The organism is Caulobacter sp. GW821-FHT09H08 (assembly GCF_059415885.1).
In genome coordinates, this window is the sequence record NZ_JBWKOC010000001.1 from 306,128 (window position 1) to 319,649 (window position 13,522).

10 protein-coding genes are annotated in these 13,522 nt (G+C 68.6%); all 10 read left to right on the forward strand.

Features of this window, described 5'->3' with window-relative positions; genetic code table 11:
- Positions 1-25: 25 nt before the first annotated feature.
- Positions 26-1,585, forward strand: a complete 1,560-nt coding sequence (locus AC07NN_RS01565) for a tryptophan halogenase family protein (RefSeq protein ID WP_494637390.1) — start codon at positions 26-28, stop codon at positions 1,583-1,585.
- Positions 1,582-3,084, forward strand: a complete 1,503-nt coding sequence (locus AC07NN_RS01570; RefSeq protein WP_494637391.1) for a tryptophan 7-halogenase — start codon at positions 1,582-1,584, stop codon at positions 3,082-3,084. The genes AC07NN_RS01565 and AC07NN_RS01570 overlap by 4 nt, the downstream gene beginning before the upstream one ends.
- Positions 3,077-4,117 carry a cupin-like domain-containing protein gene (locus AC07NN_RS01575; RefSeq protein ID WP_494637392.1) on the forward strand — a complete coding sequence of 347 codons (1,041 nt, stop codon included), beginning with the start codon at positions 3,077-3,079 and terminating at the stop codon, positions 4,115-4,117. The genes AC07NN_RS01570 and AC07NN_RS01575 overlap by 8 nt, the downstream gene beginning before the upstream one ends.
- Positions 4,114-4,830: a DUF6445 family protein gene (locus tag AC07NN_RS01580; RefSeq protein ID WP_494637393.1), complete on the forward strand. Its 717-nt coding sequence runs from the start codon at positions 4,114-4,116 to the stop codon at positions 4,828-4,830. The genes AC07NN_RS01575 and AC07NN_RS01580 overlap by 4 nt, the downstream gene beginning before the upstream one ends.
- A gap of 180 nt (positions 4,831-5,010) precedes the next feature.
- Positions 5,011-7,029, forward strand: a complete 2,019-nt coding sequence (locus tag AC07NN_RS01585; RefSeq protein ID WP_494637394.1) for a glycoside hydrolase family 97 protein — start codon at positions 5,011-5,013, stop codon at positions 7,027-7,029.
- A 135-nt stretch (positions 7,030-7,164) separates the two neighbouring features.
- A complete protein-coding gene (locus AC07NN_RS01590; RefSeq protein WP_494637395.1) occupies positions 7,165-7,956 on the forward strand; it encodes an ABC transporter permease in 792 nt (263 codons plus the stop codon).
- Positions 7,957-7,966: 10 nt separating this feature from the next.
- Positions 7,967-8,719: an ABC transporter ATP-binding protein gene (locus AC07NN_RS01595; RefSeq protein ID WP_494637396.1), complete on the forward strand. Its 753-nt coding sequence runs from the start codon at positions 7,967-7,969 to the stop codon at positions 8,717-8,719.
- Positions 8,686-11,154: a glycoside hydrolase family 99-like domain-containing protein gene (locus AC07NN_RS01600; protein WP_494637397.1), complete on the forward strand. Its 2,469-nt coding sequence runs from the start codon at positions 8,686-8,688 to the stop codon at positions 11,152-11,154. The genes AC07NN_RS01595 and AC07NN_RS01600 overlap by 34 nt, the downstream gene beginning before the upstream one ends.
- Entirely contained in the window at positions 11,151-12,386 is a 1,236-nt protein-coding gene (locus tag AC07NN_RS01605) for a glycosyltransferase family 61 protein (RefSeq protein ID WP_494637398.1), read from the forward strand. The genes AC07NN_RS01600 and AC07NN_RS01605 overlap by 4 nt, the downstream gene beginning before the upstream one ends.
- Complete coding sequence (locus tag AC07NN_RS01610; protein WP_494637399.1) at positions 12,383-13,465, forward strand: esterase-like activity of phytase family protein; 1,083 nt, start codon at positions 12,383-12,385, stop codon at positions 13,463-13,465. Before AC07NN_RS01605 ends, AC07NN_RS01610 begins: the two co-directional genes overlap by 4 nt.
- Positions 13,466-13,522 lie beyond the last annotated feature (57 nt).

Sequence of the window (13,522 nt, forward strand, 5' to 3'; positions counted from 1 at the left end):
ATGGGCTCCAGTTTGAGGTCCGACCATGCGGACAGACGAAAACAGAGCGACCTTCAGGGTCGTCATCGTCGGCGGGGGAACGGCGGGGTGGATGTGCGCGGCGGGAATGTCGCGCCTTCTGGATCCTCGCGACTACGCGATTACCCTGGTCGAGTCCGACGAGATCGCGACGGTGGGCGTGGGTGAAGCGACCCTGCCGCACATCAAGACCTTCAACGACATGCTGGGCATCGACGAAGTCCAGTTCATGTCGCAGACCCAAGGCACGTTCAAACTCGGCATCGAGTTTCGGAACTGGGGCCAGGCGGGCGACCGCTACATCCACCCGTTCGGCACGTTCGGAGAATCGTGGGCCGGGGTCGATTTCCAGCATCACTGGGCGCGGGGCCATCTGGCCGGGCTGAACCCGGCGCCGCTGCAGGACTATTCCTACGCCGTCGCCGCCAGCCGAGCGAACGCCTTCGAATTTCCGAACGAGGATCAGAAGTCCATCCGTTCGACCTATGCTTACGCCTACCATTTCGACGCCGGTCTCTACGCGGCCTTCCTGCGGCGGTGGTCGATCGCCCGGGGCGTGACGCGCATCGAGGGCATGGTCACCGACATCGCCCAGGACGGCGAGCGCGGCGACGTGACGGGCCTGACCCTCAAGTCCGGTCAGCGGATCGAGGGCGACCTCTTCATCGACTGCTCGGGCTTCCGCTCGCTGCTCTTGGGCGGGCTGATGAAGGCCGAGTGGGAAGGCTGGACCAAGTGGCTGCCGTGCGATCGCGCCATGGCCGTACCCTGCGGCCGGGCCGGTGAGTTCAGCCCCTACACCCGCTCCACCGCCCAGGAGGGCGGCTGGATCTGGCGCATCCCGCTGCAGCACCGCACGGGCAACGGCTACGTGTTCTCCAGCGCCTTTATGGACGAGGAGCGGGCGCGGGAGACCTTGCTGGCTCAACTCGACGCCCCGGCCCAGATGGAGCCCAAGCTGCTGCGCTTCGCCGCCGGTCGTCGGAAGTCGGGCTGGACCCGCAACGTCGTGGCCATGGGCTTGGCCAGCGGCTTCCTGGAGCCCTTGGAGTCGACCAGCATCTTCCTGATCCAGGCGGCGGTGATCGACCTGATCAACCTGATGCCGACCAAGCAGACCGGCATGGACCCGCGCCTGTCGGCCGAGTTCAACCGGCTGTTCGAGATCCAGTACGACCGCATCCGTGACTTTCTGATCCTGCACTACCGCCTGAACCAGCGCGTGGGGCAGCCGCTGTGGGATCATGTCCGGGCCATGGAAATCCCCGCCAGCCTCGAAGAAAAGCTGGCCCTGTTCGAGCGCCGGGCCGGCCTGCCGGACTACAAGTACGGCCTGTTCTCGCGCGACAGCTGGCTGTCGGTGCTGGAAGGGCAAGGGATCACGCCCCGGGCCTATGACCGCCTGGCCGAGACGATCCCGTTGGACGTGCTGGGCGCCAAGCTGGCCGACCTGAAGACGCGGATCGATACGAACGTCGCGGCGATGAGCTCCCACGCTGACTTCATCGCGCGATATGCGCCGGGCGCGGCCGAGGCCGTTCCCATGCCCAAGGCGGTCGCCCAATGAGCGCCGCGCCGAACAGGGTCGTGGTTGTGGGACGCGACGCCGCGCTGTGGCTGTCCGCCGCCGTCCTGCGCGCCGCGCTGGAGCCGGCCGGCGTGGCGGTCACGGCGGTGGAGCTGCCCAGCCGCCTCACGCCGGCCAGCGTCCACGCCACCCAGCCGGCGCTGGAGGCCCTGCACAACCAGATGGGCCTGGACGAGTCGAGCCTGATGCGACTGACCGGCGGGACCTTCTCGCTGGGTGGCAATTTCTCGGACCTGACGGGTCAGGCGGGCGCCTTCTTCCACGCCCAGGGGACGCACGGCGCGCCGATCGACGGTCGCGACTTCTTCCCGTTCTGGCTGAAGGCGCGAGGCCTGGGCCTGAACGCCGAGTTCGCGGACTTCTCGCTGACCGCCGCCGCCGCCAAGCATGGCCGGTTCGTCCTGACCGATGACGACATCGAGACCTTCGGGCGCAGCGAATACGGCTACCACCTGCCGGCCCAGGCCTATGCGGGCGTGCTCAAGAGCCTGGCCGTCCGCCGGGGCGTCGAGGCCCTGCAGGCGCTGAGCGTCTCCGCCGAACGCGGCGAGGACGGCGGCATCGCCACGCTGGACCTCGGCGAAGGCCGCAAGGTCGCCGGAGATCTCTTCGTCGACACCGCGGCCGAGGGCCTGCTGATCGACGGCGTGCTCGGCGTGGGGCGCGACTCCTGGCGCACGGCCTTCCCGGCCGATCGCATCCTGACCGCCGTGGCGCCCGCCTTCCCGTCGATCCCGGCCTATGCCGAGAGCCGCGCCTGGGCGCGGGGCTGGACGGCCCTGCATCCGGCGCAGAACCAGACGCACATCGTGCAGGTCTACGCCTCCGATCTGTGTACGGATGAAGAGGCGCTACAGGCCGCCGGCGCGGCCTCCGGGCTGCCGTTCAAGGACGCCGCGATCGCGATTTCCGATCCGGGCCGCCGCCTGTCGGCCTGGGAGCACAACGTCGTCGCCCTCGGCGAGGCGGCCTGCGTGTTCGATCCCCTGCACGGTGTCGACCTGCACGCGGTGCAGATGGGCCTCGTCCAGCTGCTGACCCTGTTCCCGGTCTGCGCCGACTGGACCTACGAGCGCGCCGCCTACGGCAAGGCCACGCGCGAGCAGTTCGAGCGGGTGCGCGACTTCCAGCAGCTGCACTACGCCCTGAACCGCTACGGCGCCTCGGACTTCTGGACCCGCGCGCGCCAGGCGGCGACCTCTCCGGAGCTGGCTCAGCGTATTGCCCTGTTCCGCGCGCGCGGTGAGATCGCCCCGTTCGAATACGACAGCCTCTCGAACGACAGCTGGCGGGCGGTGTTTGTCGGCCACGGCGTCACGCCCGACAGCCACGCGCCGATGATCGATGCGACCTCGCCCGAGCTGATGAAGCACGAGTTCCGGCGCATCCTCGGCTTCATCAAGGATCAGGTCGAGCGCCAGCCGACCCACGACCTCTATCTGGAAAGCTTCTGCGGTCGGGAGCCCGTCCATGGATAGCGGCCTCGCCATCGACCCCGCCCTGAGCCTGGAAGCCCTGCCGCGTGTGGCCGCCGTCGCCGCGCCGTCGCCGGAAGGGTTCGAGCGCATCGTCGCGGCCGAGGCGCCGGTGGTGATCAAGGGCCTGGCTGACGCCTGGCCGGCCCTGGCCGCCGGTCGCTCGCCAGGGTCGATGAACGCCTATCTCAAGGCGATGGACGCCGGCTTGCCAGGCCCCGTCATGGAGGCCCCGGCCAGCACCAACGGCTGGTACGCCTACGGCCCGGACATGCGCGAGTTCAGCTTTTCCAAGCGCAACGCCGGGATCGGCCAGACCCTGGACCGTATCGAGAGCCTGCTGGGCCAGAAGGATGCGCCGTTCGTGGCCATCCAGATGCTGCCGCTCGGGACCCACATGCCCGAGTTCGTGCGCCAGAACCCGATGCCGCTGGTCTCGGCCAAGGTCATGCCGCGCCTGTGGGTCGGTGGGCCGCTGCGCACCCAGACCCACAACGACCGCGACCACAATCTGGCGGTCGTGCTCGCTGGTCGCCGCCGGTTCGTGCTGTTCCCGCCCGAGCAGGTCAGCAACCTCTATGTCGGTCCGCTGGAGAACCCGCCGCCGCTGTCGCTGGTCGATCCGGAAGCGCCGGACCTGGCGCGATTCCCGAAGTACCGCGACGCCTACGCCGCCGCCCGCGTGGCGTGGCTGGAGCCCGGCGACGCCCTCTTCATGCCCAAGCACTGGTGGCATCACGTCACCTCGCTCGAGCCCTACAACGCCATGGTCAACTACTGGTGGGGCGATACGGCGGTCGGGCTGGAGCGCCCGGTCGACGCCTTCCAGATCGCCCTGCTGGCGCTGAAGGACCTGCCAGAGGGCGAGAAGGCCTATTGGCGCGAGATGTTCGCTGCGTACGTCTTCGGCGATCGAGGCGAGGCGACGGCGCACATCCCCGAGGCTCTGCGCGGAGCGCTCGGGGCGCTGAGCTCCGCCCAGCGCTCGGCCCTGAAGCAGCAGCTGAAGATGGCCCTGCTGAGGTCGCCGACATGAGCGTCGCGACCGCCGTCAAACCCCTGCTGCTGGGTCCGGACATCAGCATCCGCCTGCGCAAGGTCGGAATCGAGCAGCAGCCGCTGCTGGTCGTCGACGACGTGCTGGCCGATCCGTGGGCGATGGTCGACGCGGCCCGCGCCGCCGACTTCTACCGGCCGCCGCACACGAACTATCCGGGGCTCAACGCCAATCTGCCCGAGGCCTACTACCGCACGGTGGTCACCGCCCTGCGCGGCCCGATCGAGGCGGCGTTCGGTGTCTCGGCCCAGGCGATGCTGAAGTTTTTCGGCTTCTTCGCCCTGGCCACCACGCCGGTGGAGGCCGCGACACCGGTGCAGACCCTGCCGCACCTGGACGCGCCGGACCCCGGTCGGCTGGCCATGGTCCACTACTTCTGCCAGGGCGACTTCGGCGGCACGGGCTTCTTCCGGCACCAGGCCACGGGTTTCGAGTCCGTGGACGCCTCACGCACGGGCGCCTACGCCGCCGCCGTCGAGGCCGAACTCTCCCAGGAGCGCTGCAGCTTCGCCGGCGCCGAGACGCCCGGCTACGACCTGATCGATGCGGTCGAGCCGGTCTTCAATCGGCTGATCCTCTACCGAGGCCACGTCCTCCACGCTGGCCTGCTGGGCCAGGGTGGCGGCGCGGCCGATCCCGCCACGGGCCGGTTGACGGCCAATGGCTTCATCGAGGCGGTCGACACCGGATAGCGCCCGCCCTCGACCTCCTCTCGTCCGATCTTCGTCAGGCGCGGGCAATTCGGCGCGCGCCACGGAGCCCTTCTTGTGTTCGGTCGACCCTCGTATCGGGCCGGCCCAAGTCCTCCCCCCTGCGTCTCCGGCTCCCCATCCTGCGGAGCCGGGGCGCCCTTTTCGAAGAAAGACCGTTCGATGAGCTTCCGAACCCTCGCCTTGCTGGCCGCCCTGGCCTCGCCGGCGATCGCTCAGGCCGCGGAACGCGAATGCGCCCAGTCGCCGGGCAAGGTGATCGAGGTGTGCGTCTTCACCAAGGACGGTCAGGCCTTCTACGAGGTGAGCAAGAGCGGCAAGCCGGTGCTGGCGGCCGCGCCGATGGGGCTGTCGTTCGCGGGCGAGCCGCAGGCGCGGATCACGGGCATCACCGCCGCCAAGCGTTCGGCCTCGGACACGACCTGGGAGCAGCCCTGGGGCGAGCAGCGGGTCATCCGCGACAACCATTCGGAACTGACCGTCTCCCTGGCCGGCGACACGCCGCTGAACAAGAGCTTCGACGTCGTCTTCCGCCTGTTCGATGATGGCCTGGGCTTCCGCTATGCCTACACCGCCATCCCGGCCGGCCAGGCCGTGGCGGTCACCGACGACCGCACCGAGTTCAAACCCGTCGGGGCCTATGACGCCTGGTGGTACGAGGCCCTGGGCCAGGAGCGCGACGAGTACCTCTATACCCAGACCGACGCGCGCCGGATCACCCTGGCCGAGACGCCTCTGACCCTGCGCGAGAAGGGCGGCCTGCACCTCTCCATCCACGAAGCGGCCCTGGTCGACTTTCCGTCGATGCTGCTCGCCGGCAATGGCGCGGGGACATACAAGGCCAAGCTGATGCCTTGGCAGGACGGGACCCTGGCCAGGAAGACCGGCGCCTTCACCACGCCCTGGCGCACCGTGCTGATCGGCGACAGCGCCGGCGCTCTGGCCGACAGCCGCATCGAGTTGAACCTCAACGAACCCAGCAAGCTGGCCGACACCTCCTGGATCCAGCCCGGCAAGTATGTCGGCATCTGGTGGGAGATGCACCTGAACCGCTCGACCTGGGGCAGCGGCCAGATCCACGGCGCGACGACCGCCAACACCAAGCGCTATATCGACTTCGCGGCCAAGTACGGCTTCGACGGCGTGCTGGTCGAGGGCTGGAACAAGGGCTGGGACGGCGACTGGATCGCCAACGGCGAGAAGTTCAGCTTCACCCAGGCCTATCCGGACTTCGACATCAAGGCGATCACCGACTACGGCAAGTCCAAGGGGGTCAAGCTGATCGGCCACAACGAGACGGCCGGCGCGGTGCCCAACTACGAGGCCCAGCTGGAAGACGCCATGAAGCTCTATGAGAGCGTCGGGGTCAGCCAGGTGAAGACCGGCTATGTCCGCCACAGCGGCACGATCCTCGACCAGGACGGCCAGCAGCAGTGGTTCGCCGGCCAGTACATGGTCCGCCACAACCTGCACGTCGCCGAGGTCGCGGCTCGCCACAAGATCTCGATCGACGCCCACGAGCCGGTCAAGGACACCGGCCTGCGCCGCACCTGGCCCAACATGCTGAGCCGCGAGGGCGCGCGCGGGCAGGAGTTCAACGCCTGGGGCAATCCGACCAACCCGCCCGAGCACACGGTGATCCTGCCCTTCACCCGCATGCTGGCGGGGCCGATGGACTTCACGCCGGGCATCATGGACGTGGTCCACGGCAAGGACGAGCTGACCCGTCGCGGCCAGTCGACCATCGCCGTGCAGCTGGCGCTGTACGTGGTGCTCTACAGCCCGATCCACATGGCGGCCGACCTGCCGGAGAACTACGAGGCCCGTCCCGACGCCTTCCAGTTCATCCGCGACGTGGCCACCGACTGGGAGACGTCCAAGACCCTGCAGGGCCAGATCGGCGACTACATCGTCGTCGCCCGCCAGCCGCGCGGCGGCAAGGACTGGTTCCTGGGCGCGTTGACCGACGAGACGGCCCGCAAGTTGACCCAGAAGCTAGACTTCCTGGCTCCTGGTAAACGCTACGAGGCTCAGATCTATCGGGACGGCCCCTGGGCCGACTATCGCAACAACCCCGGCGCCCTGACGGTCGAGAAGAAGGTCGTCACCGCCAAGGACAGCCTGGACTTCGACATGGCCCCTGGCGGGGGAACCGCCGTGCGCTTCAAGGCCCTCGACTAAAGTTTTTACGCAACACTCCGGGCGCCGTGTTCAGAGACCGGCGCTCGGGGACCCTCCTAAGCATTGTCGGGCGGCTCGGGGCTCTGTAAGCAGACGCCTTGCTGATCGCCCTCGGGGCGCTTTGGAAGGTTGCGAATGCCGAGTTCCCTGAAGGCGGCGCTGAAGGACGTGGGAGACGGCATCCGTCTCGCGCCCTTGTGGTGGCGGCTCGGCCTGGACCAGACGGCGGCGCGCTTCCAGCGCTCGATCCTGGGTCCCTTCTGGATGGCCTGCAACCTGCTGGTCGTCGCCTTCGCCCTGGCCTTCCTGGTCAGCGCCCTGATGGGCGCTGACATCATGAAGAACTACCCGCAGGTGGTGGCCGGCCTGCTGGCCTGGTCGCTGGTCGGGACCACGATCGCCGAGGCCCAGGCGATCTTCCTCTACAATGCCGGCCTGATGCAGAGCCAGCGCCTGCCGCTGACCTTCTACGTGTTCCTGCACGCCCAGAAGTCGGCGACGAACTTCCTTTTCCAGATGATCGCCTTCTGGGCGATGATGCTGCTGCTGAACCGGTTCTCGATCCCGCACTGGACGCTGATCCCGGCGGTGGCGCTGATCATGCTGATCGTCTGCTTCCTGGGGTTCATCATCGCCATCCCGTCGACCCGCTTCCGCGACGTGGCCTACATGATGAGCTACGTGGTGCAACTGGCCTTCTACGTGACGCCGGTGTTCTGGGTGTCCACGAATATCAGCGGAAAGCACCGCTGGGTGGTCGACTACAACCCGCTGGCCCACCAGGTGGAGCTGCTCCGCGCGCCCCTGACCGGCCATGCGCCCGCCGCCGTCGACTGGTGGTGGAGCCTGGGCACCATGGGCGTCTTCGCCCTCATCGCACTCGTGCTGCTGGCCTTGTTCCGCAAGCGCGTGGTCTTCTGGCTGTAGGGAGACGGCGATGACTCACCGGATCAAGCTGACGGACGTCGATCTCGACTACTTCGTCTACAGCCTGCGCTCGCAGTCGCTGCGCAGCGCCGTGTTCAACCTCGCGGTCGGCGGCAAGATGTACAAGGCCGCCGGCGACGTCGCCGCGGTCAAGGCGCTGTCGAACATCAATCTTGAGATCACCGAGGGCGACCGCATCGCCCTGGTGGGCCACAACGGCTCGGGCAAGACGACCCTGCTCAAGGTCATCGCCGGCATCTATCACCCGACGCGGGGCGACCTTGAGATCGACGGCGACATCACCTCGATGATCGCCATCAACGCCGGCCTGGACATGGAGGCCACCGGCCTTCGCAACATCCACAAGCTGGGCATGATGCGCCGCCTGACGCGCAAGGTGATCGACAGTCGCGTCGAGGCCATCGCCGAGTTCTCAGGCCTGGGCGACTTCCTGCACCTGCCGGTCCGCACCTACTCCGCCGGCATGCTGGCGCGCCTGATGTTCACGGTCGCCACCGAGTTCGAGGCCGACATCCTGGTGCTGGACGAGTGGCTCAGCGCCGGTGACGCGGCCTTCATGCAGAAGGCCACCGACCGGATGCACAAGATGGTCGAGGACGCCAAGATCGTCGTCATCGCCACCCACGACCACGAGATGGTCAACAAGGTCTGCAACCGCGTCTGCGAACTGCAGGCCGGCAACATCGTGTTCCTCGGCACGACCGAGGAATGGAACGCCTACCGCGCAGCCCAGGCCGCATGAGCCCGGCCGCCCTTGGCCTGAAACCCGGTCGCGACGCCGCCTCGGCGGCTCCCGTCGACGGCCGTGCGGTGTTCGAGGCCAAGACCGGCGGCGCCTTCCTGCAGTGGACGTCGAGTGACAGGATCGCCGAGGTGCGGTCGATCCGCATCGATGTCGACATCGTCGCTCTCGAAGGAACCCTGGCTGGCGCCTCGGTGCAGGCCGACTGGGGTGGCGGCTATTCCGAGGACTCCTTCGCGCGGCTGAAGCCCGGGACCGAGGGCCTGTTCGCGGTGCTGCCGGCGCGAGGGCGTCGGCTGCTGGGCGTGCGCCTGATCCTGTCCGAAGCGGCGGGCCGCTTCGCGATCGGCGGCTTCAAGGTCGCGGGAGCCGGCAAGCTGGACGCGGATCCGCGCGGCGCGCTGGGCCCGCTGGTCGAGACGGCCAAGGCGGTGCTGGGCCCGCTGCGCGCCCCGGCGGCGGCGCTGTGGCGGCGGAGCAAGTCCTTGCGTGGGGCGGTGCGCCCGGTCCGCTCGGCCGACGGCGGCGACGCCTGGCGCGAGACCTATGTCCACGCCTTCAACGTCGCCCAGAACACCCGCAGCCCGCACTATGCCGGCCCGATGATGGAGCCGGTGCGGATCAAGGCCGACGCGCCTCGGGTGCTGGCCTTCTACCTGCCGCAATTCCATCCGTTCCCGGAGAATGACGCCTGGTGGGGCAAGGGCTTCACCGAGTGGACCAACGTCTCCAAGGCCCAGCCGCAGTTCCTGGGCCACTACCAGCCACGCTTGCCGGCCGATCTGGGCTACTACGACCTGCGCCTGCCTGAGGTGATGGCCCAGCAGGTGACGATGGCCCGCAACGCCGGGATCGCGGGCTTCTGCTTCCACTACTACTGGTTCGACGGGAAGCGGCTGCTGGAGCGGCCGCTGGACGCTTATCTGGCCGACCCGTCCCTGGACCTGCCGTTCGCCCTCTGCTGGGCCAACGAGAACTGGACACGGCGCTGGGACGGCGACGAGAGCAACGTCCTGATCGGCCAGAACCACTCGCCCGAAGACGACCTGGCCGTCTTCCGCGACATGGCCCGCTACATGGCCGATCCGCGCTACGTGCGAGTGGGCGGCAAGCCGGTCCTGGTGGTCTATCGCCCCGAACTGCTGCCGGACTCCAAGGCCACGACGCAGCGCTGGCGGACCCTGGCGCGCGAGCTGGGCCTGGGCGAGCTGGCGCTCTACTGCACCACGGCGTTCGGCTTCGCGGACTATGAGAGCCACGGCTTCGACGGCCTGATCGACTTCCCGCCGCATGGCATCGACAAGGGCCAGGTCACCGACAAGGTCACCCCGCTGCACGGAAGCTTCCAGGGCGAGGTCTACGACTACGCGACCGTGGCGGCCGACAAGCTGGCGGCGCTGAAGACGGCCGATCCCAACTTCGTGCCGACGGTCATGCCGGGCTGGGACAACCAGGCCCGCAAACCGGGTGGCGGCAAGGTGTTTCACGGCGCCGATCCGGTGCTCTATCGCGACTGGCTGTCGGGGGCGCTGGCCCACGTGGCCGCCGCCAAGCCGGCCGACGAGGCGCTGGTGTTCGTCAACGCCTGGAACGAGTGGGGCGAGGGCGCCTATCTGGAGCCCGACCGCTGGTTCGGCCACGCCTATCTGCACGCCACCGCCGCCGCGCTGAAGCCGTGGGCGCCGGACCTGACACCCGAGCATCCGCTGGTGGCGGAGGCGACGGCCGGCTTCGCTCGAACCTCGGGCACAGCGGTGCTGCTGCACCTCTACTATCCCGAACTGATCGAGTGGTTCGCCGAGCGCCTGGCCGGCGTCGGTGATCGCGCCGACCTGATCGTCACCATCCCCGAGCGCTGGAGCGAGGCCGATCTCGTCCGCCTGCGCGCGACCTTCCCGAAGGCCCTGGTCCTGGTGGTCGAGAACCGGGGTCGCGACATCCGCCCGTTCGTCGAGGCGCTGCGGACCGCGCGCGGTCTGGGCTATTCGGTGTTTTGCAAACTGCACACCAAGCGCTCGCCGCACCGCGCCGACGGCGACGACTGGCGCACAGCCCTGGTCGACGGCCTGGTCGGCGCCGACGCCGTGAGCCTGGCGTTGGGCCGCTTTGCCGAGGATCTGAAGCTGGGCCTGCTGGCGGCCTCCGACGCCCGCATGCAGCTGGGCGAGCAGGACGTCATGGCCAACAACCGCGCGCAGGTGGAGCGCCTGGCCCAGCGCATGGACCTGAAGCTGCGCCCCGATACGCCGTTCGCGGCCGGCTCGATGTTCTGGGGGCGGACGGAAGCCTTCGCGCCACTGGCCGACCTGACCGACGAGGCGATCGGCTTCGAGGCCGAGCTGGGGCGCGTGGACGGCACCACGGCTCACGCGATCGAGCGGCTGAGCGCCGCCATCGCCATCGGGGCCGGCTACCGCGCGAGCTTCGAGCTGTGAACCCGCTCACGCGTCTGGCCGGACGTGTGGGGCGCAAGCTGAAGACCTTGCTGCCGGAAGCGGCTCCTGGACCAGTGGCCTGGGTTGATATCTCGGACAGCGACCGCGTCTCGGTCGGTGAGGCTTTGGGTGGCGTCCATCGGACCGCACGGGTGCGGCTGATGGAGACCAGCGGGCCGGTCCCGGCGCGACCGCTGCTATGGCCCACCGAGGGCGAGCAGCTGAACGCCCTGCACGACCCGTCCGGCGTCGCGCCCGACATCGACCTCCTCGTCGCCCACCGCGTCGTCGCCGGCGGCCTGGGCGCGCACCTGAAGTTGGATGGTGAGCTCGTCTACGCCGAGAGCGCCTATCCGTTCTACGTCCGCCACTGGTACGAGCACGGCCTGACGCCTGAGGCCTGGAACTTCACGGCGCCGGTCCGCAAGAGCCTACCGCGCGCCTTCGTCATCACCCACTTCAACTATGTCTGGGGTCACTGGCTGACCGAGATGTATCCGAAGCTCTTCCTGATCCGGGCGCTGATCGAGGCGGGGATCGTTGCGCCGCTGCTGCTGCCGGCCAGCGCGCCCGCCTACATGGCGCGGATTGCCAGCCAAGTGGTCTCGGGCCTGGAGATCGTCACCTACGATCCGCGCCGCGAGGCGGTGGAGATCGGTGCGGCCCTGCTGCCGCACATGCTGCACAAGGACTACTTCTTCCACGACGCCCTGCGCGGGAGCCTGGAGCAGCAGGCCTCGGTCTGGCCCGACGGCGGCTTCGACAAGGTCTTCGTCAGCCGGGCGGGGGTGCGTACGCCGACGACCTTCCGCGAGATGGCCAACGAGGCCGAGATCGAGGGGATCGCCCAGGAGATGGGCCTGACCGTCCTGCGGCCCGAGACCCTGCCCTGGGAGGAGCAGGCGCGGATCTTCTCCCGCGCTCGGGTGGTGGTCGGCGAGTTCGGCTCGGGCCTGCACAACGCCCTGCTGTCGCCGGCGGGCTGCCAGGTCGTGTCGCTGAACTGGCTGGTCGAGGTGCAGTCGCGGATCGGGCATTTCCGCCGCCACGACGTCGGCTACATCCTGCCCGCCGACGGCCGGGCGAGGCTGCATACCATCGCGCCCCAGACCCAACCCTTCACCATCGATCCGGACGCGTTCCGGCGGCGGCTGGCCTTCGTGCTCGACCGCGCCGAGACCATGCCTGCCGCCACCGAGCCAGAGGGCCGTCCCATGGAGCTGAGACTATGAAGGCCCTGGTCCTGGCCGCCCTGCTGCTGGCGACGCCGGCCGTCGCCAAAGAGCGCGTGTCGCTGATCAAGGCCTGCGAGACGCCCAAGGGCATCGTGTTCCAGGGCGGCGGCTACGGTGGTGTCTCGGGCATCGACTACGACCCGCGTTCGGGCTTGTGGGCCTTCATCAGCGACGACAAGTCCGAGCGCGGGCCGTCGCATTTCTTCCTGGGACGGATCGATGTCCGGCCGGGCATGCCCTGTGGGCCGACCCTGGACACGATGGTCCCCTTGCGCCGCGAGGACGGCGTGACCTTCCCGGATCGCAAGGCCGGGACCGAGGCCGCCGACGGCGAGGCCATCCGCTTCGACCCCCTGAGCCACGATCTGGTCTGGGTCACCGAGGGCGACTTCGACCACGGCTATCCGCCGGCCGTGCGATCGATGAAAGCCGACGGGACCTCGATCGCGCGGCATGTGGTTCCCGAAAACCTGACCTTCCACGAGGGCGGCAAGACCGGCGCGCGCAAGAACACCACGACCGAGGGGATCAGCTGGTCCGTCGACGGACGGTCTCTGTGGCTGTCGATGGAATGGCCGCTGGCGCAGGATGGCCCGATCCCGTCGGTGGCCGAGGGCGGTCTCGCCCGACTGACCCGTGTGGATCGCTCAGGCAGGCTGCTGGCCCAGTACGCCTATCGCGTCGATCCGGTGCAGGTCGCCTCGCCGGTCGGCGTGAACGACAACGGCGTCAGCGAGATCCTGACCCTGGACGACCATCGCCTGCTGGTGCTGGAGCGCTCGGCGGCCAAAGGCGCGGACGGGCGCTACAGTTACCACATCCGCCTGTATGTGACCGATCTCGCCAAGGCTCAGGACGTCTCGAAAGTCGAGAGCCTCGCGGCGACACCGGTGCGGGCGGTCGAGAAGAGGCTGCTGCTGAACTTCGACAGCCTGGGCGTCCGGATCGACAACCTGGAAGGCATGGCCTGGGGGCCGCGCCTGAAGGACGGGAGCCGGACCTTGGTGTTGGCCTCGGATGACAACTACGACGCCAACCAGGCGAACCAGATCCTGGTGTTGCGGTTCGGACCCTAAATTGTCATCCCGGACAGCCTCTTCGAGGCTTCCGGGATGACACGGTGTTGTTGCGCG